Annotated in this window: 21 protein-coding genes; 7 read left to right on the top strand and 14 right to left on the bottom strand. The window is 59.6% G+C overall.

The features are described 5' to 3' along the window. Nucleotides 1-18: 18 nt before the first annotated feature. Both HWX89_RS02035 and mazG read left to right on the top strand, forming a co-directional pair. Complete coding sequence (locus HWX89_RS02035) at nt 19-606, top strand: deaminase (protein WP_138795439.1); 588 nt, start codon at nt 19-21, stop codon at nt 604-606. Nucleotides 607-628: 22 nt separating this feature from the next. Beyond that, a complete protein-coding gene (gene mazG, locus HWX89_RS02030; protein ID WP_138795789.1) occupies nt 629-1465 on the top strand; it encodes a nucleoside triphosphate pyrophosphohydrolase in 837 nt (278 codons plus the stop codon). Nucleotides 1466-1479: 14 nt separating this feature from the next. Here the strand turns inward: mazG and HWX89_RS02025 are convergent, their stop codons facing one another. The 9 genes from HWX89_RS02025 to dusB all read right to left on the bottom strand — a co-directional run bounded on the left by HWX89_RS02025 (nt 1480) and on the right by dusB (nt 13583). After that, a complete protein-coding gene (locus HWX89_RS02025) occupies nt 1480-2661 on the bottom strand; it encodes a GGDEF domain-containing protein (RefSeq protein WP_178340586.1) in 1182 nt (393 codons plus the stop codon). Nucleotides 2662-2821: 160 nt separating this feature from the next. Continuing rightward, on the bottom strand, nt 2822-4156 hold the full coding sequence (gene hflX / locus HWX89_RS02020; RefSeq protein WP_138795790.1) for a GTPase HflX: 1335 nt from the start codon (nt 4154-4156) through the stop codon (nt 2822-2824). A 193-nt stretch (nt 4157-4349) separates the two neighbouring features. After that, on the bottom strand, nt 4350-4592 hold the full coding sequence (hfq, locus tag HWX89_RS02015) for an RNA chaperone Hfq (protein ID WP_037155370.1): 243 nt from the start codon (nt 4590-4592) through the stop codon (nt 4350-4352). A 185-nt stretch (nt 4593-4777) separates the two neighbouring features. Continuing rightward, nucleotides 4778-6154: a Trk system potassium transporter TrkA gene (gene trkA / locus HWX89_RS02010; RefSeq protein ID WP_138795441.1), complete on the bottom strand. Its 1377-nt coding sequence runs from the start codon at nt 6152-6154 to the stop codon at nt 4778-4780. Nucleotides 6155-6204: 50 nt separating this feature from the next. Continuing rightward, complete coding sequence (ntrX, locus tag HWX89_RS02005; RefSeq protein ID WP_138795442.1) at nt 6205-7569, bottom strand: nitrogen assimilation response regulator NtrX; 1365 nt, start codon at nt 7567-7569, stop codon at nt 6205-6207. After that, nucleotides 7559-9820 carry a sensor histidine kinase NtrY-like gene (locus tag HWX89_RS02000; RefSeq protein ID WP_138795443.1) on the bottom strand — a complete coding sequence of 754 codons (2262 nt, stop codon included), beginning with the start codon at nt 9818-9820 and terminating at the stop codon, nt 7559-7561. Before HWX89_RS02000 ends, ntrX begins: the two co-directional genes overlap by 11 nt. A gap of 153 nt (nt 9821-9973) precedes the next feature. Next, nucleotides 9974-11425, bottom strand: a complete 1452-nt coding sequence (gene ntrC, locus HWX89_RS01995; protein WP_138795444.1) for a nitrogen regulation protein NR(I) — start codon at nt 11423-11425, stop codon at nt 9974-9976. Beyond that, on the bottom strand, nt 11422-12570 hold the full coding sequence (locus HWX89_RS01990) for a two-component system sensor histidine kinase NtrB (RefSeq protein WP_138795445.1): 1149 nt from the start codon (nt 12568-12570) through the stop codon (nt 11422-11424). The genes ntrC and HWX89_RS01990 overlap by 4 nt, the downstream gene beginning before the upstream one ends. After that, nucleotides 12567-13583: a tRNA dihydrouridine synthase DusB gene (dusB, locus tag HWX89_RS01985; protein WP_138795446.1), complete on the bottom strand. Its 1017-nt coding sequence runs from the start codon at nt 13581-13583 to the stop codon at nt 12567-12569. Before dusB ends, HWX89_RS01990 begins: the two co-directional genes overlap by 4 nt. Before the next feature lie 275 nt (nt 13584-13858). On the opposite strand from dusB, the gene HWX89_RS01980 reads away from it, so the two are divergent. Both HWX89_RS01980 and HWX89_RS01975 read left to right on the top strand, forming a co-directional pair. Next, nucleotides 13859-15046 carry a bifunctional 2-C-methyl-D-erythritol 4-phosphate cytidylyltransferase/2-C-methyl-D-erythritol 2,4-cyclodiphosphate synthase gene (locus HWX89_RS01980; protein ID WP_138795447.1) on the top strand — a complete coding sequence of 396 codons (1188 nt, stop codon included), beginning with the start codon at nt 13859-13861 and terminating at the stop codon, nt 15044-15046. After that, entirely contained in the window at nt 15043-15552 is a 510-nt protein-coding gene (locus tag HWX89_RS01975; protein WP_138795448.1) for a CinA family protein, read from the top strand. The genes HWX89_RS01980 and HWX89_RS01975 overlap by 4 nt, the downstream gene beginning before the upstream one ends. Here HWX89_RS01975 and HWX89_RS01970 read toward each other — a convergent pair. Together HWX89_RS01970 and HWX89_RS01965 are read right to left on the bottom strand one after the other, a co-directional pair. After that, nucleotides 15534-15989, bottom strand: coding sequence for a type II toxin-antitoxin system RatA family toxin (locus HWX89_RS01970; RefSeq protein ID WP_138795449.1), 456 nt, complete (start codon nt 15987-15989; stop codon nt 15534-15536). The two genes, HWX89_RS01975 and HWX89_RS01970, sit on opposite strands and share 19 nt — an antisense overlap. Nucleotides 15990-15998: 9 nt before the next feature. Beyond that, nucleotides 15999-16568, bottom strand: a complete 570-nt coding sequence (locus HWX89_RS01965; RefSeq protein ID WP_138795450.1) for a P-loop NTPase family protein — start codon at nt 16566-16568, stop codon at nt 15999-16001. A gap of 239 nt (nt 16569-16807) precedes the next feature. Between HWX89_RS01965 and HWX89_RS01960 the strand changes: the two genes are divergently transcribed. From HWX89_RS01960 to HWX89_RS01950, 3 genes are all read left to right on the top strand, one after another. Next, the gene (locus HWX89_RS01960) at nt 16808-16984 is read left to right on the top strand and encodes a hypothetical protein (RefSeq protein WP_178340584.1); all 177 of its coding nucleotides are present in this window, start codon (nt 16808-16810) and stop codon (nt 16982-16984) included. A 111-nt stretch (nt 16985-17095) separates the two neighbouring features. Then, nucleotides 17096-17836, top strand: coding sequence for an AraC family transcriptional regulator (locus HWX89_RS01955; RefSeq protein WP_138795451.1), 741 nt, complete (start codon nt 17096-17098; stop codon nt 17834-17836). Between the two features lie 96 nt (nt 17837-17932). Beyond that, a complete protein-coding gene (locus HWX89_RS01950; RefSeq protein WP_138795452.1) occupies nt 17933-18871 on the top strand; it encodes a DMT family transporter in 939 nt (312 codons plus the stop codon). A 253-nt stretch (nt 18872-19124) separates the two neighbouring features. Here HWX89_RS01950 and lipA read toward each other — a convergent pair whose 3' ends face one another. The 3 genes from lipA to lpdA all read right to left on the bottom strand — a co-directional run bounded on the left by lipA (nt 19125) and on the right by lpdA (nt 22015). Then, nucleotides 19125-20096: a lipoyl synthase gene (lipA, locus tag HWX89_RS01945; RefSeq protein ID WP_138795453.1), complete on the bottom strand. Its 972-nt coding sequence runs from the start codon at nt 20094-20096 to the stop codon at nt 19125-19127. A 140-nt stretch (nt 20097-20236) separates the two neighbouring features. Continuing rightward, the gene (locus HWX89_RS01940) at nt 20237-20485 is read right to left on the bottom strand and encodes a GlsB/YeaQ/YmgE family stress response membrane protein (RefSeq protein WP_138795454.1); all 249 of its coding nucleotides are present in this window, start codon (nt 20483-20485) and stop codon (nt 20237-20239) included. A gap of 84 nt (nt 20486-20569) precedes the next feature. Beyond that, the gene (gene lpdA, locus HWX89_RS01935) at nt 20570-22015 is read right to left on the bottom strand and encodes a dihydrolipoyl dehydrogenase (protein ID WP_138795455.1); all 1446 of its coding nucleotides are present in this window, start codon (nt 22013-22015) and stop codon (nt 20570-20572) included.

Genomic DNA, 22015 nt, shown 5'->3' with positions numbered 1-22015 from the left:
GCACAAAGGACGATCACCGTGGCCAGCAACACCATCGCCGCCCGCCTTCTCGACGTTATCGAACACGACATCCTGCCGCTGACGGCGCGCGGTGTCAGCCTTGGCAACAAGGTCTTCGGCGCCGCCATTCTGCGCAAGTCCGACCTGTCTCTGGTCATTGCCGAGACCAACAACGAGCTGGAAAATCCGCTCTGGCACGGTGAGGTCCACACCCTCAAGCGCTTTTATGAACTTGGCGAAAAGCTCAACACCAAGGACCTGATCTTCCTGTCGACGCACGAACCCTGCACCATGTGCATGTCGGCGATCACCTGGGCCGGTTTCGACAATTTCTACTCGTTCTTCAGCCACGAAGATTCGCGCGACGCTTTCGCCATTCCGCACGACCTGAAAATCCTCAAGGAAGTGTTCGGTCTGGAGCCCGGCGGATACCGCCGCAACAATGCCTTCTGGAACTCCTATTTCATTTCCGACCTGGTGGAGAGCGAAGCCGACCCGCTGAAAAGCGAACTGAAGGCGCAGACGGCCCGCATCAAGGCCGCCTATGACGATCTTTCGAACAGCTACCAGGCATCGAAGACCGACAACAACATTCCGCTCAACTGAATCGGGAAGTAAAGACATGCCGATGGAAGCCTCGAAGGATATTTCCCGTCTGATCGAGATCATGGAGGCCCTGCGCCAGCCGGAAACCGGCTGCCCGTGGGACATCGTGCAGACCTTCGAAACGATCAAGCCCTACACGATCGAAGAAGCTTACGAAGTCGCTGACGCCATCGAGCGCAAGGATACGGACGATCTTTGCGAAGAATTGGGGGACCTGCTGCTGCAGGTGGTTTTCCATGCCCGCATCGCTGAGGAGATGGGTGAATTCTCCTTTGGCGACGTGGTACATGCCGTGACCTCGAAAATGATCCGTCGCCATCCGCATGTCTTCGACGTTTCGGATGCCGACACGCCTGACACCGTGAAACTGCAGTGGGACCGGATCAAGGCCGAAGAAAAACGCGAACGTGCCGAACGGCGCCTGCGCCGCGGCATTACCGAGGATTTCAAGGCCGGTTTTCTCGGCGGCGTGCAGCGCAGCCAGCCCGCCTTGACCGAGGCGCTGAAACTGCAGGAACAAGCCGCACGCGTCGGCTTCGACTGGTCGGACCCTGCCCCGATCCTCGACAAGATCGAAGAAGAGATCGCGGAGCTGCGCGAGGCGCTGGCGGAAGGCAAACCGGAGAAAGTCTCCGATGAGCTCGGCGATCTGATTTTCGCGCTCGTCAACATCGGCCGTCACGTCAAAACCGACCCGGAAAACGCGCTGCGCGGCACCAACACGAAATTCCGCAGACGTTTCAATCACATCGAAACATCGCTCACAACAAATGGTGAAACCCTGGAAGCGGCGACGCTGGAGCGCATGGAAGATCTGTGGCAAGCGGCCAAGCACATCGAGCGTTCGCTCGCAGGCTGAGCCGGTCTATGACCTTATCCCGCCTGGCGCACGGCCTGCGGGGCGATGCGGTTGAAATCTTCCGGGCGGTAAAATGTCAGTCGATCGCGGCCCGCAGCCTTCGAGGCATAGAGCGCCGTATCGGCCATCTTGATCATGGCCTGTGCTGACAGGCTTTTCTCCTCACAGACCGCCAGGCCGGCGCTCAGCGTTACGGCGACAGCCTGTTCGTCGAGGTCGTGGACGATGGCGCTGACTTCGGCGCGTAGCTTTGCGACGAAGGCCATCGCGTCTTCCTTGCCGATGCCCGGCATGAACAGCACGAATTCCTCACCGCCGAAGCGGGCGAGAATATCGTTGGCGCCGACCCGTTCGCGCAATCCGGCCGCAACCGATGCCAGCACGTCGTCTCCGGCCAGATGGCCGAACCGGTCATTGATGCGCTTGAAGTGGTCGATGTCGATCATGGCGATCGCGTCGCCCGGCAGCATGGTGTCGCGCAGCCGGGTGGAAAAGGAACGCCGGTTGGCAATGCCGGTCAGAAGGTCGAGATCGGCCAGACGGCGCAGCCCCTCTTCCGCCCGTTCCTTGACCAGCGCCAGAACGAAGACGGCAATGGCAAAGTGGCAGATGATGGACAGGAAGAACGCATTGCGCGGCGCGATGATGGCGACGGTCGGAAACTGCAGGCCTATGACCACGACGAAACTCAAGAATGCCGTCAGCCCGATGGTGACGCCAAGCGGACGGCGGACAGGGAGCGGCTCCTTCTTGCGGTCGGCGATAACGGTGTAGGCGGCTGCGGCCAGCAGCAAACCGGCCGTGAACTGGAATACGGAGGCTCGTGCCACCAGGTCGCCATACCAGCCCGCCAGCGCAAGGATCGCACCGACGAGGACCGGCAGAAGCAAGATCCACCACTCGCCTGCCCTTTTGCGCTGACTGCTGATGCGGCACATGCCGATCCAGAAGATTGCATAACCGCACATTCCGGCAAGATTGCCGGTGACGATCAGCGCGCAGTTCAGGCCGGGAACGATCTTGCCGAAACCGATGAGGGTGGAGGATGTTGCGACCAGCAGGAAGCCGAGGGACAGAAAGCCGAGACCGACACTCTCTTTCGATTGCGAACGGGCATAAAGGAAACAGACAGCGGCAACGAAAAACGACAGTTTATGCAGCAGCAGGACAGTTTCGAGATCTAACGGTGGCAACATCGGCTGGCTCATATCTAGGATGAGCACTATCACATCAACAGACTGAGGAAATGCTAACAGTGACCATCACGAGCCGATCTTTCGCGCATATCTGCCATGCGCGAAAGCTGTCTTTTGGGGTATTCGGTTCTATAAAGTGATGTTTTTGCGCAAATGCGCTTCACTTTTCCCAGTCTTCAGGCTCAACTTTTGCAGAGATGCCCAGCTTGCGGTTGAGTTCCGCCGCCTGCGTTTCCGACAGTCTGACATCCAGCGAAACCGAACCGTCCTCGTTGTCTTCACGGCCATCGACGATGGAGTTGTTGTAGACCCACGAGAGCAGCGGCAGCTTGTCGACGGGCAGCGTCACAGTGGTTTCCGTGAGCACGCCGGAAAGACGACGGGAAATTTCGTCCATCAGGGCATCGACGCCCTCACCCGTGATTGCCGAAACGGCACGGATATCTGACCGGCCTTCGGCCCGCTGCATGATGGCGTCATGGGCTTCTGGCTCCAGCCGGTCGACCTTGTTCCAGACCTCGATAATGCGCTCCTGCGCTTCCTTCTCACCGATGCCGAGATCGCCGAGAATACGCAGGACATCGGCCGACTGTGCGGCGTTGTCAGGATCGGCCATGTCACGAACATGCAGAACGAGGTCGGCTTCCAGAACCTCTTCCAGCGTTGCGCGGAAGGCGGCAACAAGGTGGGTCGGCAGGTCGGAGATGAAACCGACGGTATCCGAAAGGATGACTGTTCTGCCATGCGGCAGCTTCATGCGACGCAGCGTCGGATCGAGTGTGGCGAAGAGCATGTCTTCAGCCAGCACGCCCGCACCGGTGATGCGGTTGAACAGCGTGGATTTGCCGGCGTTGGTGTAACCAACCAGAGCAACAATCGGGTGCGGCACCTTGCGGCGCTTGGCGCGGTGAAGCTGGCGGGTGCGGACAACCTGTTCCAGCTCACGCTCCAGCCGCACGATGCGTTCCTGCAGCAGCCGACGGTCGGCTTCGATCTGCGTTTCACCCGGACCACCCATGAAGCCCGCACCGCCGCGCTGACGCTCAAGGTGAGTCCAGCTTCGGACCAGACGGCCCTTCTGGTAGTTCAGATGCGCAAGATCGACCTGCAGCGTGCCTTCCTTGGTGGAAGCGCGGCGGCCGAAGATTTCGAGAATGAGACCCGTGCGGTCGATGACCTTCGAGTTCCACTGCTTTTCGAGATTGCGTTGCTGCACCGGTGTCAGCGGGTGATCGATAATCACCAGACCCGAATTGGTCTCTTCCAGGAGATGACCGATTTCCTCGATCTTGCCGGTGCCAAAAAGGGTGGCCGGACGCGGCTGGTTGACCGACACGATCAACCCCTGCGTGACCTCGAGATCGATCGCCAGTGCCAGACCCTTGGCCTCTTCCAGCTTGGCCTCGACGGAGCGAGACGGTGCTGCGGGCGCCTGAGCGGCATCGCGATTTTCACGCGTGGGCTTGAGGACCGGGATGATAACAACCGCGCGCATGTCGTCGCGGTGCTTTTCCAGCTCCGGAATGATCGATTCGTTTGAGGTGTCGCGCGTCGAAATGGGCTCAGCCTTATCCAGAAACACAGGTAACACCGACCGCAGCGATGCGGGCGGTGTATCAATCAAAACTTGGTAAGATCACAAACGTTCCCGACATCATCAAGAGAATATCGGAAAACGAGCGTTACCCTCAGGCAGCGTTCTCTTCGCTTTCGAACATCTGCATCGGCTGGCCGGGCATGATGGTGGAAATCGCGTGCTTGTAGACAAGCTGCGAATGACCGTCGCGACGCAAGAGGACACAGAAATTGTCAAAAGAGGTGACAACACCCGTCAGCTTGACACCGTTGATGAGAAAAATCGTCAACGAGATCTTCTGTTTGCGAACGGTATTGAGAAAAAGATCCTGAAGGTTTTGAGAACGTTCCGCCATGGCGCCGCTTCTTTCTTTTTTGCCGGTCGGGATACCGGAAAATAATCAATCAATAATCAACCAGCCAAGTCTCGTCCCCAGCTTGGCAGGCCAGAAAACTCTGGTATCAAATCGCGCCTAGTTCCGCAACGATGAAAACACCCGAACATGCGCAAGTATTGAACGATCGCGCTGATTCTAAACAGTCAGAAATATTGTATCGAGACGCGGAAAAGCTGTTCCACATCGCGAACCGCCTCGGCCGCGGCAAACAGCACGACACGGTCCCTCGCCTTGATTTTGGTATTGCCGTCGGGACGGATGACCACGCCGTCGCGGAAGATCGCGCCGATGCGGATTCCATCCGGCATATCCATGTCGCGGAAGGCAAGACCGACCAGCGGCGAGGTCTCCATCGCTTCCGCCTCGATCACCTCGCCGGAGCCGCGCTGTACCGCATAGACCGAGCGGATGCGGCCCTTGCGGACATGCTGCAGCACGCGTGAAATCGTCACCGCCCTGGGGTTGATATAGGCATCGAGACCGAGTGACCGCGACACATCATGGAACGAGGTGCTGTTGAGCAGCGCCAGATTCGACTTGCAGCCCAACTGCTTGGCAATGACCGAGGCCAGGATGTTGGTCTGGTCGTTGTTGGTCAACGTAACGATCAGGTCGGCATCCTGAATATCGGCCTGCTGCAAGATTTTCTGATCCAGCGCCGAGCCGTGCATGACAATCGTGCTGCTCAACTGTTCGGACGCGGCGATTGCCTTGTCGCGGTCGGCCTCGATGATCTTGACCCTGGTTTTCGGCTGCAGTTCCTCGATCTTGTGGGCGACATACTGGCCGATATTGCCGGCGCCCGCGATGACGATACGCTGCGCTTCCTGTTCCTCATGGCCAAACAGGCTGAGGGTGCGGCGCGCATGCTGGCGCTGGCAGATGACATAAGCAAGATCGCCGACCCGCAACTGTTCGGAGGAATTGACGACCTTGAGGATGCCGTTGCGATAGATCGCCACCACCGTGGCAATCAGATCGGGAAAGAGGCTGGAAAGTTGCTGCAGCGGCGTGTTGATGACGGGGCAATCTTCCATGCATTCAATCGCCAGCATGGAGATGTTGTCATCGGCAAAACGCACGACATCGGTGGCGCCTGGAAAGGCGATGCGTCTCAGCACCATCTTGCCGACTTCGATTTCCGGCGAAATCGTCACGTCGATCGACATGTTCTCGCGGCTGAAGAGATCGGCATATTCCGGCTTCAGATAACTCTGGTCGCGGATACGGGCGATCTTGGTGGGCACGCTGAACAGCGCATGCGCCACCTCGCAGGCAACGATGTTGATTTCGTCATGCAGCGTCACCGCAATGATCATGTCGGCCTGATCGGCGCCTGCCTTGGCCAGCATGTCGGGATGCGCGCCGTGGCCGACATAACCGCGAACGTCGAGCGTCTCGGTAATCGCGGTAATCAGCGATGCGGCGGTATCGATGACCGAGACTTCATTGTCCTCGCGCGACAATTGCTCGGCAATGCCGTAGCCCACCTGTCCTGCACCGCAAATAATGACCTTCATGACGTCTCTCTGACCGGAAAATGGGGCGTGCGGCGCGATTCACCCGGCGTTTACACGCCGAGCGATTTCAGTTTTCGGTGCAGTGCGGAGCGCTCCATGCCGACAAATTCGGCTGTACGGGAAATATTGCCGCCAAAGCGGTTGATCTGCGCCACCAGATAGTCGCGCTCGAACATTTCGCGCGCTTCACGCAACGGCAGGGTCATGATGTGCTGGTCGCCCTGGGCTGCGATCTTCGGCAGCATGTCGCCGATATCGGCGGGCAGCATGTCGGCCGAGATTGCCGCATCGCCGCCTTCCGGACGGGCGAGGATCATCAGACGTTCGATATTGTTGCGAAGCTGGCGAATGTTGCCCGGCCAGTCATGCGTCTGCAAGACGGCCATCGCGTCGTCGGCGATCTTGCGCGGACGGATACCCGCCTGCTCGGAAATCTGCCGCATGAACATGTCGACCAGGAAAGGAATGTCCTCACGACGTTCCGACAGCGCCGGCACCTTGACCGGTACGACGGCCAGACGGTGATAGAGGTCTTCGCGGAACTGGCCCTCGGCAATCAGGCTTTCGAGATGGTGGGCGGTGGACGAGATGATGCGAACATCGACCTTGACGCGCTTGCCTCCGCCAACGCGATCAAACTGCTGATCGACCAGCACGCGCAGGATCTTGTTCTGCGTTTCACGCGGCATGTCGCCGACTTCATCGAGATAGAGAACGCCGCGATGGGCCTCTTCCAGCGCGCCGACCTTGCGCGGCTGACCCGGCAGGCCTTCGGTGCCGAACAGGGCAATTTCCATGCGATCCGGCGTGATCGTCGCGGCATTCAGGGCCACGAAAGGACCCGTCGCACGCGACGACTTCTTGTGGATCATGCGCGCCACCAGCTCCTTGCCGGAGCCGGATGGTCCAAGAATCATGATGCGGCTGTTGGTGGGGGCGACACGATCGACTGTCTGGCGAAGCTGCGACACGGCAAGCGACGCACCGATCAGCTCACTCGCATCGCCCGTCCGCTTTTTCAGCTCCTGCACCTCGCGCTTCAGCTTAGAGTTTTCGAGCGCGCGTTCGGCGATCAGGATCAGGCGGTCGGCCTTGAACGGCTTTTCAATGAAGTCGAAGGCGCCGCGCTTGATGGCGTTTACGGCCGTTTCGATGTTGCCGTGACCTGAAATCATCACCACGGGAATGTCGGGGTGGCGGCTCTTGATTTCGTCGAGCAGAGCCAGACCATCGAGCTTGGAGCCCTGCATCCAGATATCGAGGAAAATCAGGCGCGGTACGCGCTCGGAAATCGCTGCCAGAGCGCTATCGCTGTCATAGGCCATGCGGGTTTCATGACCTTCGTCAGAGAGAATACCCGCCACGATTTCGCGAATGTCCGCCTCGTCGTCCACGACCAGAATATCAGACGCCATATGCTGCTTCCTTGTTATTTTCGCTGCCGGCCGCCTCAACATAGGGCAGCAGCACTCTGATCATGGCGCCGTGGCCATGATCGAAATCCGACGGGGCATCGTGCAATTCCAGATACCCGCCATGTTCCTCAATGATCTTCTTGACGATGGCCAGACCAAGGCCGGTGCCCTTGTCGCGCATCGTCATATAGGGCTCGAGAATGCGGTGACGGTTTTCGACCGGCAGACCACGACCGTTGTCGATGATATCGGCCACGAAACGCGAATTGGCTTCATCGAAGGAGGCGCGCACCAGAATCTTGCCCGGTCGCTTATCACCCTCGATCGCCTCGATGGCTTCCGTCGCATTCTTGATGAGATTGCCGAAGGCTTGTCCCAGCATGCGGGCATCGAACATGCCCTCCAGCGGCAGATCGCCGAGTTCTGTGGTGAACTTCGTATCGGCGGCGCTGATTTCCCGCAGGAAGGCGGCATCCTTCAGGATGGCACGCAGGTCCGAACGTTCCTTGGTCGGCTTCGGCATACGCGCAAAGGCCGAGAACTCGTCGACCATGCGGCCGATATCGCCGACCTGGCGCACGATGGTGTCCGTACACTGATCGAAGATGGCGCGGTCATTCTCGTCGATCTGCTTGCCAAAGCGGCGCTTGATGCGCTCGGCGGACAGCTGGATCGGCGTCAGCGGGTTCTTGATTTCATGCGCAATGCGACGTGCCACATCCGACCATGCGGTCGAGCGCTGGGCGATGACGAGATCGGTGATGTCATCCAGCGTGATGACGTAGGAATCACCGGAGTCACGCGCATCCTCACGCGTCACCTGCACATTCAGCGTGCGCTCCTTGCCGCGCCGCATGATGTTGATCTGCTTGCGGAAGTCGCCGCGCGACCAGACGCGTGCCTCGGTCACCACCTGCTCGACCTCGGGGGCGATCTCGGAGAGTTGCGCCCCGATCAGCTTGTCGGCTTCCAGCGCCAGGAACTCCTCGGCAGACGGATTGACGATGGTGATATTGCGGTTCTCGTCAACGCCGATGACGGCAGCAGTGACACCCGACAGCACTGCCTCGATAAAGCGGCGGCGGTTGTCGATATCGTCCTTCGCCTCGATGATCTGGCCCTGCTGGCTGCGCAGCTCCGACACCATCTTGTTGAAGGTCCGCGACAGGCGGCCAACGTCGCCGTCGATGGCGCGAACCGGCACCAGCACCTGCATGTTACCAGAGGCAACGCTGTCGGCGGCGCCGATCAACAGGCGGATCGGGCGGACGATACGGTCGGCCACGGCAATGGCCGTCCAGATCGCCGCCAGAAGCACGATCAGCGCAAAGCCGAGATAAAGGATGGCGAAGGCAATCTGCAGCGGTGCGCGGCCCGCTTCCATCGCCTTGTATTCGGCACGGTTTTCTTCCATCAGCCGCATCGCCTGCATGACCTTCGGGTCAACGGCGCGCACGGTGTAAAGGAAGGTGCCGCTGATGCCCTCAAGCTTGATGATGGCGCCAACGAGGTTGGTTATACCCGGCGGAATGAGCGTCGGCTGACCGGCCGCGGCCTTCTGCAGCGCATCCTGCGGGATGGCGGGAAGCGGCTTTTCGGTCTTGATATCGGCCTGGGCAACGGCATCGCCATCATCCTGAACGAGAAACGCGCCAAGCAGGCCACGCCCCTTGGCCTGACGGGTCATCATATCCACGAAGCCGGTGCGGTCGAGATAGAAGAGCGCCCGGTTGCTGTCGAGAACGGTCGCCATCTGCAGGGTCTGGCCCTGAAGATAACCGGCATTCTCCATCATGTAGGCTTCAGCGATGTTGCTGGAGGAATCGACGATCGACTGCGTGCGCAGCGCAAACCAGCGGTCGAGGCCGACATTCAGTGTCAGACTGGCAAAAATCGCCACGAGTACGGCAGGCGTGATCGCCACAATCGAAAACAGAACGACGATGCGCACGTGGAGGCGGGCAGCGGCCCTGCCCTTCTTGCGCGCTTTCAGCAGCCGGTTGATTTCGCGGCCGATGAGATACATCAGGCCGATGACGAACAGCGCGTTGATGATGCCCGATGCGACGACGACATTCGAGGTCGGCGCAATCGGTGTCAGGCCGAGGAGGACGAACAGCGTCAGCGTCGCACAGATCAGCGCAATGCCGGCAAGAACCAAACCCGGCAAGGCAAACGACATTCTGCGATCGGCGACCACCATTCCCGTTGCATCTTCGGCAACGGTTTTTTCCGCGGCGGTTTTCCGCATTCACGTCTCCCAGTTGCCGGCGAAGCCAGCGTCCCATTTCATTGTCTTTGAAAACATCCGTGGGGCGGAGCGAATCTCTCCAGGCCCCCTAGTGTTTTCCAAGCAACATAATGTGGCGAAAATGCAACGGCAATCCTGAGGTTGTCAATATTGTCAGGCAGGACGCGAACTGCGGTAAACCGAAACGCCAAGCTCGCGAATTTTCTTGCGCAGGGTGTTGCGGTTGAGGCCGAGAAGATCGGCTGCCTTGATCTGGTTGCCGCGCGTTGCCGTCAGGGCAGCGAGAATCAGCGGATACTCCATTTCCCGCAGAACACGGTCGTAAAGACCGGGTGGCGGCAGGTTGTCGCCGAAACCGGCGAAATAATCGCGCATGTTTTCTTCGACCGCCTGCGAGATGGTCAGCGAACCGGTGCGAACCGCCATCTTGTCGAGCGGGCTGTCAGGCACATCCGACTGCAATTCCTGCTCGATGATCTCGCGGGTGATGACTTCCTGCGGATAAAGCGCCATCAGGCGGCGGATCAGGTTTTCCAGCTCGCGCACGTTGCCCGGCCAGGCATAGGCCTTCATCACTTCCAGCGCTTCGTTTTCGAAACGCTTGCCTTCCAGGCCTTCCTTTTCACCCTGCTGGATGAAATGGCGGACGAGATCCGGAATGTCTTCGGCACGGTCACGCAGCGGCGGCAGGCGCAGCGGCACGACGTTCAGGCGATAATAAAGGTCTTCACGGAACAGGCCCTGATTAATGGACTGCTTCAGATCCTTGTTGGTGGCGGCAACGATGCGGACATCGGTGCGGATCGGCGTGCGGCCGCCGACGGTGGTGTATTCACCCTGCTGCAGCACGCGCAGCAGTCGGGTCTGCGCATCCATCGGCATATCGCCGATTTCGTCGAGGAACAGCGTGCCGCCCTCGGCCTGCTCGAAGCGGCCGGTCGAACGGTTCTGCGCGCCGGTAAAGGCGCCCTTCTCGTGGCCGAACAGTTCCGACTCGATCAGGTCACGCGGAATGGCCGCCATGTTGATGGCCACGAAGGGGCCGTTGCGGCGCTTGCCGTAATCATGCAGGGCGCGCGCCACCAGCTCCTTGCCGGTACCGGATTCACCTGTGATCATCAGCGTCAGGTCGGTCTGCATCAGACGCGCCAGAACGCGGTAGATTTCCTGCATGGCCGCCGAACGGCCAACCAGCGGCATGCCATCCTGCATGTCGTCGTCCAGCTTGGCAGGCTTGCGCTTCGGTTCAGACAGGGCGCGGCCGATGATGGCGATCAGCTCGGTCAGGTCGAAGGGCTTCGGCAGGTAATCGTAAGCACCCTTTTCCGATGCCTTGATGGCGGTCATGAAGGTGTTCTGGGCGCTCATGACCAGAACCGGAAGCTCCGGACGGGCCTTCTTGATGCGCGGCAGAAGATCGAACGCATTCTCATCCGGCATGACGACATCGGTAATGACGAGATCGCCCTCGCCCGCGGAAACCCAGCGCCAGAGCGTGGCCGCATTGGAGGTGATACGCACATCGTAACCGGCACGGCTAAGCGCCTGGTTCAGCACGGTACGGATGGCCGCATCATCATCGGCGACGAGAATCGTTGCTGTCATGGGTTATTTCCTGTCGTGTTCGGCAAGATGTTGTCGTCCAGCGCCACTTCCGGCGAGACGGGCATCAATACGCGGAAAGTCGTTCTGTGGTTCTGGCTGTCGCATTCGACAATGCCGCCATGCGCGCCGATCAGCTTGGCGACAAGCGCAAGGCCAAGCCCGGAACCATTGGTTTTGGTGGTGATGAAGGGATCGAAGAGGTGCGGCAGCAGGTCAGCCGGAACGCCGGGACCATTGTCATGCACGCAGAATTCGAGCGGCAGAGAAATGCGTTCACGGCTGCCTGCCACCGACAGGCGCATACCGGGACGATACGCGGTGGTCAGCACGATTTCGCCATCCGGCTGGTTGCTCACGGCTTCGGCGGCGTTCTTCACCAGATTGAGGAAGACCTGCACAAGCTGGTCGCGATTGGCATAGACCGGCGGCAGCGACGGATCGTAATTTTCCGAAATCTTGATGTTGCGGGCAAAACCGGCCTTGGCGATGGCTTTGACGTGATCCAGCACCGAATGGATGTTTATCGGCATGCGATCCACGGGACGCTCGTCGGAGAACACCTCCATACGGTCGACCAGCGAGACGATGCGGTCCGTCTCGTCGCAGATCAGCCGTGTCAGGGCGCGATCTTCATCTTCAACCGAGGTTTCCAGAAGCTGGGCTGCGCCGCGAATACCGGACAGCGGGTTCTTGATTTCATGCGCAAGCATGGATGCAAGACCGGTGACGGAGCGGGCTGCGGCGCGATGGGTCAACTGGCGGTCGATCTTGTCGGCCATCGACCGTTCCTGGAAGACGACGACGACAGAGCCCGGCTCGCTGACGACAGGGGCAACATAAAGGTCGACCAGCTTCTCCTGGCCGAGACGCGGCGAACTCAGATCGACGCGATATTCATTGACCGGCGCGCGGCGTTCGCGCACCTGATCGATCAGCGCCAGAAGCGGGCTGCCGAAGGGAATGAAGGTCGAAACGCGATAGCGGGCCAGGTGCGATGCGCTTGCACCGAAAAAGGCTTCCGCCTCCCAGTTGGCGAAAGCGATGAAGCCTTCGGCATCCACCAGGATAACCGGGTTCTGCACCGCGTTAAGAACGGCCATGGCCAGCGCGTTCGTATCGACCGGTGTTGATTTGTCAGCGCTCATGCCGCCTTCCTTGCGGCATTGCTGGCCGCGTCTTCGCAAAGCGCGGCGCGGAGGAGATCCGTCACCTGCGCCGTATCACCCGATGTCATGATCGTAGCCTTGTCCTTGGCGGCAGTCCCGGGCGCGCAGCGATCGAGATACCAGCCCAAATGTTTGCGGGCATGCCGGAAACCGGCTTCCCTTCCGTAGAATTCCAGCATCATGCCGTAATGTTCGACAACGATGTCTGCGATGTCACTGCGCTCTGGCGCCGCATGTCCCGCAAGAACCGCAGGCAGCCAGGGCTGGCCCTGCGCACCGCGCCCGACCATGACAGCATCCGCGCCGGAGCGGGCCAGAATTTCGCGGGCATCTTCCGCCGTTTCCACGTCGCCATTGGCAATCAGCGGAACCGAAATGACGTCGCGAACGGCGCGGATCGCATCCCAATCGGCGCGGCCTTCGTAAAACTGCATGCGGGTGCGGCCGTGGATCGTCACGAGCTGAACGCCCGCCTCTTCGGCACGCCTGGCAATATCAGGTGCATTGAGAGAGTTCTCGTCCCAGCCGAGACGCATCTTCAAGGTGACCGGCACATCCACCGCCCTGACGGTGGCCTCAATGAGCGACAGGGCGTGATCCGGATCACGCATCAAGGCGGAACCGGAATAACCACCGGTGACCTTCTTGGCCGGACAGCCCATGTTGATATCGACGATGCCAGCGCCATTGTCGGCAGCGATTTTTGCCGCTTCCGCCATGAAATGCGCCTCGCGGCCGGCAAGCTGCACCACATGGGGAACCATGCCTGCGTTTTTCAGTCGCGCCCAGGACTCACCCTTGTTGGCGACCAGCTCGCGACTTGCGACCATTTCCGTGACGACGAGGCCGGCGCCGTAACGCCAGGCAAGCTGCCGGAACGGCAAATCCGTGACACCCGACATGGGTGCCAGCACAGCGCGGTTGCGGATTGCAACGGAGCCGATGCTAAACGGGTCTGACAACTCCGGAAGGGGCAATTGATGATCTTTCATGCAGAATGATTGCGTGCATTATTTTTAGCCAGTGTTTATGCTCTTGCCAAGCATTTTTACTGGCCTGCACGTTTTATTTGCCATTGCTTGCCCGCCTCTTTTGCGGACGATGGCAATTTGTGCAAATTGTTGGCGAGGGAAACGTTCCCTCTGGAAACAACATGCGTCCTGTGCGCATGTGGCCGGGCTGGTCTTTCGGGTTTTGGAGCGCTAAAGCCTGACTGTCAACCATCGAGAGTTGCACCAGCAGCATATGTCCAATGCAGGAACGCATGATGAATATCGGTATTGTCATTGTCGCCGCCGGACGCGGTGAAAGAGCAGGCTCGCCAGAGGAAGGGCCAAAGCAATATCGCCCGATTGGCGGCAGACCGGTAATCGAACACACGCTTTCCACCTTTCTCGCCTGGGATCAGTCCGCACCGATTGCCGTTGTCATTCACCCTGACGACGAAGCGCTGTTTGCGCCGATACCCGCAAGGCTCGCCGCCGGTGACCGAATCATCACCCTGCACGGCGGCGCCACACGGCAGCAGTCCGTGCTGGCCGGGCTGGAAGCGCTTGGCGCGACCGGCATTACGCATGTGATGATCCATGATGCGGTACGCCCGTTCATTTCGACCGATATTCTCGATCGCACCGTCACGCTTTTCGAAAACGGCGCGATAAGCGTCCTGCCGGCGCTTGCCGTCACCGACACGCTGAAGCGCGGTGCGCAAGGTCAAGTTGTCGAGACTGTCTCCAGGCAGGGACTTTACGCCGCACAGACACCGCAAAGCTTCCGCTATAGAGATATTGTCGAAGCGCACCGGGCAGCCGCAGCCTCCAACCGCACGGATTTTACCGACGACGCCTCGATTGCCGAATGGGCAGGCCTTCAGGTCACGCTCACCGAAGGGTCAGTCGACAACGTCAAACTTACACTGAAACGGGATATTGCCATGGCCGACGAAAAGCTCTCACACGGTTTGCCGGATGTGCGCACCGGCAATGGGTATGACGTTCACCAGCTCGAAGCCGGCGACGGCGTCACGCTGTGCGGCGTCTTCATCGAGCATGACCAGAGGCTGAAAGGCCATTCGGATGCGGATGTCGCCCTGCATGCGCTGACGGATGCTCTTCTTGCCACCTGCGGCGCCGGCGATATCGGCGACCACTTCCCGCCTTCCGACCCGCAGTGGAAGGGTGCTGCCTCCAGCATCTTTCTCGAGCACGCCGCAAAGGTTGTGCGCGGCAATGGCGGAACGATCATGAACGCGGATGTGTCGCTGATTGCCGAGGCACCTCGGATTGGCCCGCACCGCCAGGCGATGCGCGAAAAGCTCTCTGAAATTCTCGGCATTGCGCTGGAACGCTGCTCGGTGAAGGCCACCACCAACGAGACAATCGGTTTTGTTGGTCGCCGAGAAGGCATTGCCGCCATTGCCACGGCAACCGTCGTTTATACGGGCCGCCCGGCATGAGCCTGTTTCCGGCCGAGATCGAGGCGCTGGCGCGTGAGATCATCGCGGAATTTTCGGCACGGGGTCACATGGTGTCCACCGCCGAAAGCTGCACCGGCGGGCTGATTGCCGGTGCGCTGACCGAGATCGCCGGGTCGTCGGCGGTCGTGGATCGCGGCTTTGTCACCTACACCAATGAGGCCAAGGCAGACATGCTGGGCGTCAGCGGCCAGACGCTTTCCACCTTCGGTGCTGTTTCCAGGGAGACGGCGCTGCAGATGGCGCATGGGGCGCTGTTCCGCTCACGCGCCGAATTTGCCGTCGCCGTGACCGGCATCGCCGGACCGGGCGGCGGCTCGGCGCAAAAGCCGGTTGGTCTCGTGCATCTCGCCGCCAGATGCCGCGACGGCGCAATCCTGCATCGGGAGATGCGTTACGGCGATATCGGCCGAACCGAAATTCGCCTCGCGACCATCAAGACCGCATTGGAAATGCTGATTCTTCTGTCTCAGGCCGGCGCTGAATAGATCTTGTCGGCGCGGGCTTCGAAGGCTTCCGTGAACATGCGGAAGGCACGATCAAACATAGTCCCCATCAACGCACCCAGAATGCGGCTCTTGAATTCGTAATCGATGAAGAAGTGGACGGAGCATCCGCCATCTTCCGAGGGCTCGAAACGCCAGCGATTTTCGAGATAACGGAACGGGCCGTCGATATATTTCACGTCGATGGCGCGCTCGGCAGGGTTGAGAAGCACCTGCGTGGTGAAGGTCTCGCGAATGGCCTTGTAGCCCACCGTCATATCCGCCACCAGAAGCGTCTTGCCATCGCGCTCCTTGCGGGACCGAACCGTCAGCGCCTCACACAAGGGCAGAAACTGCGGATAGCTCTCGATATCGGCGACAAGGGCATACATCCTGTCTGGCGAGTGTTTTACATGGCGATGCGTTTCGAACTGAGGCATGGGCCGCAGTTAATCCTCGATGCGCAGAAGATCAAGAAGCTGGCGGGTCTGTTTTCGACTTTTGATCTGGAATACCGGTACTTGCGGGCCATGAACACCGAAGTTCTGTTCAAAAATCGGCGCGTGCCGCTTTTCGAAATTCCAGATGTACTTGAGAAAATCGAGGTCCAGCCTCTCCGGGCAGCCCTCCGCCATTTCGGGACGCGCCTTGCCATATCCTTTGACGGCGCGGCTGACGGCGCCCCACAGGCAGATCCAACGCGGCATTCTTACCCAAAGCACGATATGTGTGCGTGGCAAGCGCATGTCGAAAGACGATGGATTGCTGCCATCCATCAGCCATGTCTCGTCTGAGATAATGCTCGCTATGATCTGCCGCTGCTCTGGGCGCGAACGCATCTGCCACCCAGGCAACCAGAAGATCTCCTTGTCCATGGAGATGTAGCGCAGGCCGAATGTGCGGGCGAGCTTTTGCGACAAAGTGGATTTACCACCACCCGAACAGCCAACCACCATGATGCGTCTGGCCTGAGAAACGATGGCGGCGGCCTCTTCCACATGCTGGAGATAGTTTGGCATAGCTTGTTTCCTCCCGCAGTTCGGGAGTGCTCGCCTCCCCCATTAAACCCATGCATGCCGTGGAAGCATGGCAGTCTCGGAAAATTGACTATTGCAACGTGCATACAGGGATTGCTATTTAGTCGCGAACGAGACTACACCCATGAGGTGCAAACGCGCCGGAAACACCCGATTTCCACGCCCGTATTCACCTTAAAGTCACAACAAGACATACATGCTTTGAGCTACCGAGTGAGCCGATGGACGACTTTTCCAATATCATCAATCTTCTCGAATCCGCCAAGCAGCTTGCGTCGATGAACGGCATGCCGGTTCTGGCATATCTGATCGACGTCGCCAAGTGCGAAGCGCGTGAGAACAAGCCGGTGTTGCGCAAGCGCAAACGCGGCGAATCGACGGTCAAAAGTGAAGGTTGAACCTTTTTACTTCGCACGCTGGCTCTGTCGGCCAGCGTGTGCGACAATAGCAAAATGAAAATGGCCGCGTCATCATGCGGCCATTTGCTTTTGCACCGGGATATCGGTTCGATGAAAACGCCTGCCGTCGATTTGAGGACCTACACGAAGGAAAGGCCGAGCGAACGCCACGGCTTCGTCCAGATCGTGTTGCCGGTTTTCGGTCAATTGCGCATGGATGTTGCCGGGCGGGAAAACGAACTGTCCTCGGCACGCGGCGTCCTCATTGAAAGCGGCAGGCTGCACACGCAGGAAGCAACCGCCATCAACCGCTCGCTGGTCGTCGATATCGATCAGAGCACCGTCAGCGATAAAATTCTCGAGCGGTTTGCCGCGTCCCCCTATTTCGAGGTTGGTGCGACGACAAGGCAGCTTGTCGGCTGGATGCGCCACAGCATGACAACCGACGGGCTTGAAAGCGAGACCGCCGGCCTGTGGGCGCCGCTTCTGATCGACAGCCTCGTACACGACAAGCCCGCGATCCGGTCCCGCCTCGATGCGCTGCGCGCGATTGTCTCGGTCGATCCGTTCCATCCCTGGACGGTGGAGACGATGGCAAAACATGTCGACATCAGCGACAGCCGCCTGCATGCGCTGTTCATCGAGGAATTCAAGACTTCGCCGCATCAATGGCTCGCCAGCCTGCGTCTGGAAAAGGTCTGCCACCTTTTGCGGGACAGTGCGATGCCGATTGCCGAAATCGCCTTCAAGGCCGGGTTTTCCGACCAGACGGCGCTGACGCGGGCGATGCGCAACACGATGGGGCAGACACCGGCCGCCTATCGCCGCGCCCATCTGAAAGACATGCACTGACGACTTGTACGGCGTGCGTCGCAGGAGTTTTTGTCAAGACAGCCGCCCCGTATCCATGTCAAACCGCCGCAATCTTGAATGCGGAATTGAAATGACATGAACAACAAGACCGGTCTCGGCGTATTTTACGGCATGCTTGCGGGCGCGCTTTGGGGCGGCATCTTCCTCGCCCCGAAACTCATCCCGTCAGGATTTACGCCGCTCCAGCTTTCCACGGCGCGCTACCTCACCTATGGCCTGATCGCTCTCGTTCTGATCGGCCCGAAAATCCGTCGTGTCGCCTCGCGCTTCGGCAAGCAGGAATGGATTGCGCTTGCCTGGCTCAGCCTGATCGGCAACATCGTCTATTACGTCTTCATCTCCACGGCCGTGCAACTGAGCGGCGTCGCCTTTACCTCGATCATCATCGGCTTCCTGCCGGTCGCTGTAACGATCATCGGCAGCCGCGATCATGGGGCGGTGTCGCTGAGGCGCCTGTGGCCTTCGCTGCTCCTCGGCGTCATCGGCATTGTCGGCATCTCCTGGCAATCGCTGAGCGAAGGCCAGGGTCCGCTCGACATCAACAGGATCATCGGCCTCGCCTGCGCGCTTGGCGCGCTGGTGTCCTGGACAGCCTTTGCGGTCGGCAATGCCCGCTGGCTGACGCGCCTGCATGATGTGAGTGCCGACGAATGGAACCTGATGACCGGCGTGGTCACCGGCGCGCTGGCGCTGGTACTGGCCGTTCCCGCCTTCGGTTTTGGCGATACGGCGGCGCACAGCAGTAGTGACTGGCTGCAATTCACTTCCGTCGCCATCGGCCTCGGCATCTCCGCCTCGATCCTCGGCAACGCCTTCTGGAACCGCATGAGCCGCCTTCTGCCGCTGACGATGGTGGGACAGATGATCCTGTTCGAAACCCTGTTCGCCCTGCTCTACGGTTTCCTGTGGGAACAGCGCGGCCCGACACTGGTCGAGACCGCAGCCATCGTTTCCGTGGTGTTGAGCGTGCTGCTCTGCATGCAGGCGCATCGACCGGCCAAGGTGCATGGGTGATTCCGGGGGATGTTCTGCGTTCGGCGGCATGGTCCTGAACGCTCTTCCTGCACTCGACGCTAATTGGTGGGGTCCAGGTCGATCCTTGATCGCTGGAGACCTCTTTTGCGTCGACGACGCGGCGCTCTATTCCGGCTCAAGGCCGGAATGAGAGGAAACCGAGGTTGCCAGTTGGGGAATTCGTTTGGCGCGTGCAACCGGATGCAGCTCAAAACAAAATCGCCAGCGTGGAGACGCTGGCGATGTTTGATGCTTACTCGGCGGCTGCCAGAAGCTTCTTTTCGCGGTTGGCCCGCAGGCGCTCGAAATCGTCGCCGGCGTGATGCGAGGAGCGGGTCAGCGGGCTCGACGACACCATCAGGAAGCCCTTGGTGTAGGCAATGGTCTCGTAGGACTTGAATTCGTCCGGCGTGACGAACTTCTCGACCTTGTGGTGCTTGCGGGTCGGCTGCAGGTACTGGCCGATGGTCAGGAAGTCGACGTCGGCGCTGCGCAGATCGTCCATCAACTGCAGCACTTCGTTGCGCTCTTCGCCAAGGCCAACCATGATGCCTGATTTGGTGAACATGGTCGGGTCCAGTTCCTTCACGCGCTGCAACAGGCGGACGGAGTGGAAATAACGCGCACCGGGGCGAACCGTGAGGTAGTTGCCGGGAACCGTTTCCATGTTGTGGTTGAAGACGTCGGGCTTGGCGGCCACAACGCGTTCCAGCGCACCCGGCTTCTTGAGAAAGTCAGGGGTCAGGATTTCAATCGTGGTGTTCGGCGAGGCGGCGCGAATGGCCCAGATGACCTTCTCGAAGTGTTCGGCGCCACCGTCTTCCAGATCGTCGCGGTCAACAGAGGTGATGACGACGTGAGAAAGGCCCATCTGCTTGACGGCCTTTGCGACGTTTTCCGGCTCGGCCATATCCAGCGGGTTCGGCTTACCGGTGGAGACGTTGCAGAAGGCGCAGGCGCGGGTGCAGATTTCACCCATGATCATGAAGGTCGCGTGCTTCTTGTCCCAGCACTCGCCTATGTTCGGACAGCCGGCTTCTTCGCAGACCGTAACCAGCTTGTGGGAGCGCACGAGCTCACGCGTCTCGTGATAGCCCTTGGAGGTCGGCGCCTTGACACGAATCCACTCGGGCTTGCGCTGAACCTCGGTATCGGGGCGATGCGCCTTTTCCGGGTGACGAACGCGCTTTTCGTCCGAGGATGTCCTGTCGAGAATAGTGACCATAAGAAACCTGCTTCTGTCGCTTACTGCGGCCCTTTAGAACAATTCCAGAAAAAGTGTAAGCATTTTCATCTGGAACTGCATGAAATCTGGATTCTACAGCGTTCGGTTATCGAAAACCTGAACGTTTCTGCCCTGAGCTTTCAGCGCCGGACGAGTTTCGCCAGGAACAGCAACAGGCTTGCGCCAATGAAGGACGTGACGAAATAACCGAGACGGCTATCCTGCACGAACACGTCGAAGGTGCGCAGCACTGCGACCGCAACAACCGAACCGACGATGCCGAGAATGATGTTCATGATGATGCCGAAACGCATATCCATGAGCTTGCCGGCGAGCCATCCCGCCAATCCGCCGATGATGATTGCGGCAATCCAGCCTACACTTTCCATTCCCACGCTCCCTGAAAGACATGTCCAGTCAGACATATGGGATACCCGGCATCGTCAGGCAATGCCGGGCACCGTCGTATGGTATCAGGCGTTCAGCACGCGTCCGTAGGCGTCCAGAACACTTTCCTTCATCATTTCGGAAAGGGTCGGATGCGGGAAGATGGTGTGCATCAGCTCTTCTTCGGTCGTCTCAAGGTTCATCGCAACGACAAAGCCCTGGATGAGTTCGGTGACTTCCGCGCCAACCATGTGCGCGCCGAGCAGTTCGCCGGTCTTCTTGTCGAAGATGGTCTTGACCATGCCCTGATCTTCACCGAGCGCAATCGCCTTGCCGTTGGCTGCGAAGGAATAACGGCCAACGCGGATTTCGCGGCCCTGTTCCTTTGCCTTGGCTTCGGTCAGACCGACGGAAGCGACCTGCGGGTTGCAGTAGGTGCAGCCCGGGATCTTGTTCTTGTCCATCGGGTGAACGTTCGGCAGACCTGCAATCTTTTCAACGCAGATGACGCCTTCGTGCTCGGCCTTGTGGGCCAGCATCGGCGGGCCGGCAACGTCGCCGATCGCGTAGAGGCCGGGAACATTGGTCTTGCCGTAACCATCGATGACGATGCAGCCGCGGTCGGTCTTCACGCCAAGCGCTTCCAGACCGAGATTTTCAATGTTGCCCTGAACGCCGACAGCCGAAATCAGGCGATCCGCCGTGATCTGCTGAACCTTGCCATCCTTGGTCTCGACATGGGCCGTAATCGAGTTCGCGCCCTTGTCGACCTTCGAAACCTTCGCTTCGGTGATGATCTTCAGACCACGCTTTTCAAGCTGCTTGCGGGCGAATGCGGAGATTTCCGCGTCTTCGACCGGCATGACATTGGCCATCAGTTCAACAACCGTCACATCCACGCCCATGGAGCGGTAGAAGGAGGCAAATTCGATGCCGATGGCGCCGGAACCCATGACGACGAGAGACTTTGGCAGGAAGTCCGGCTTCATCGCTTCGAAATAGGTCCAGATCAGCTTGCCATCCGGCTCGATGCCCGGCAGGGCGCGCGGACGTGCGCCTGTTGCGACGATGATGTGCTTGGCGGTGTAGGTGCCCTCACCCAGAACGCCCTTGGGAACCGGGTTCTGCGGCTGGACAACAGGCTTGGACGACTTGCCGACGACGATTTCGTTCGGCTTGGTCAGCTTGGCCTCGCCCCAGATGACGTCGATCTTGTTCTTCTTCATCAGGAAGGCAACGCCGCCGTTGAGACGGGCCGAAACGCCGCGCGACCGCGCCACCACTTCCTTGACGTCAGCCGTGATCGTGCCTTCGAGCTTCAGGCCGTAGTTCTTGGCGTGGCTGGCATTGTCGAGGACTTCAGCGGAGCGAAGCAGCGCCTTGGTGGGAATGCAGCCCCAGTTGAGGCAGATGCCGCCCAGGTGCTCACGCTCGACGATGGCTGTCTTCAGACCCAGTTGAGCGGCGCGAATAGCGGTGACATAACCGCCCGGACCCGAACCGATGATGATGACGTCATATGATTGAGCCAT

It is taken from the genome of Rhizobium sp. RM (assembly GCF_013390595.1).
GTDB lineage: Bacteria > Pseudomonadota > Alphaproteobacteria > Rhizobiales > Rhizobiaceae > Agrobacterium.
Note: the sequence above shows the minus strand (reverse complement) of the source record. Positions and strands in the feature narration are given on the sequence as shown.

What these genes read in the sequence shown, in the direction of transcription:
- mazG (WP_138795789.1), top strand. Translation starts at nt 629, where the DNA reads ATGGAAGCCTCGAAGGATATTTCCCGTCTGATCGAGATCATGGAGGCC.
- HWX89_RS02025 (WP_178340586.1), bottom strand. Translation starts at nt 2,661, where the DNA reads ATGTTGCCACCGTTAGATCTCGAAACTGTCCTGCTGCTGCATAAACTG.
- hflX (WP_138795790.1), bottom strand. Translation starts at nt 4,156, where the DNA reads ATGCGCGCGGTTGTTATCATCCCGGTCCTCAAGCCCACGCGTGAAAAT.
- hfq (WP_037155370.1), bottom strand. Translation starts at nt 4,592, where the DNA reads ATGGCGGAACGTTCTCAAAACCTTCAGGATCTTTTTCTCAATACCGTT.
- trkA (WP_138795441.1), bottom strand. Translation starts at nt 6,154, where the DNA reads ATGAAGGTCATTATTTGCGGTGCAGGACAGGTGGGCTACGGCATTGCC.
- ntrX (WP_138795442.1), bottom strand. Translation starts at nt 7,569, where the DNA reads ATGGCGTCTGATATTCTGGTCGTGGACGACGAGGCGGACATTCGCGAA.
- HWX89_RS02000 (WP_138795443.1), bottom strand. Translation starts at nt 9,820, where the DNA reads ATGCGGAAAACCGCCGCGGAAAAAACCGTTGCCGAAGATGCAACGGGA.
- ntrC (WP_138795444.1), bottom strand. Translation starts at nt 11,425, where the DNA reads ATGACAGCAACGATTCTCGTCGCCGATGATGATGCGGCCATCCGTACC.
- HWX89_RS01990 (WP_138795445.1), bottom strand. Translation starts at nt 12,570, where the DNA reads ATGAGCGCTGACAAATCAACACCGGTCGATACGAACGCGCTGGCCATG.
- dusB (WP_138795446.1), bottom strand. Translation starts at nt 13,583, where the DNA reads ATGAAAGATCATCAATTGCCCCTTCCGGAGTTGTCAGACCCGTTTAGC.
- HWX89_RS01980 (WP_138795447.1), top strand. Translation starts at nt 13,859, where the DNA reads ATGAATATCGGTATTGTCATTGTCGCCGCCGGACGCGGTGAAAGAGCA.
- HWX89_RS01975 (WP_138795448.1), top strand. Translation starts at nt 15,043, where the DNA reads ATGAGCCTGTTTCCGGCCGAGATCGAGGCGCTGGCGCGTGAGATCATC.
- HWX89_RS01970 (WP_138795449.1), bottom strand. Translation starts at nt 15,989, where the DNA reads ATGCCTCAGTTCGAAACGCATCGCCATGTAAAACACTCGCCAGACAGG.
- HWX89_RS01965 (WP_138795450.1), bottom strand. Translation starts at nt 16,568, where the DNA reads ATGCCAAACTATCTCCAGCATGTGGAAGAGGCCGCCGCCATCGTTTCT.
- HWX89_RS01960 (WP_178340584.1), top strand. Translation starts at nt 16,808, where the DNA reads ATGGACGACTTTTCCAATATCATCAATCTTCTCGAATCCGCCAAGCAG.
- HWX89_RS01955 (WP_138795451.1), top strand. Translation starts at nt 17,096, where the DNA reads ATGAAAACGCCTGCCGTCGATTTGAGGACCTACACGAAGGAAAGGCCG.
- HWX89_RS01950 (WP_138795452.1), top strand. Translation starts at nt 17,933, where the DNA reads ATGAACAACAAGACCGGTCTCGGCGTATTTTACGGCATGCTTGCGGGC.
- lipA (WP_138795453.1), bottom strand. Translation starts at nt 20,096, where the DNA reads ATGGTCACTATTCTCGACAGGACATCCTCGGACGAAAAGCGCGTTCGT.
- HWX89_RS01940 (WP_138795454.1), bottom strand. Translation starts at nt 20,485, where the DNA reads ATGGAAAGTGTAGGCTGGATTGCCGCAATCATCATCGGCGGATTGGCG.
- lpdA (WP_138795455.1), bottom strand. Translation starts at nt 22,015, where the DNA reads ATGGCTCAATCATATGACGTCATCATCATCGGTTCGGGTCCGGGCGGT.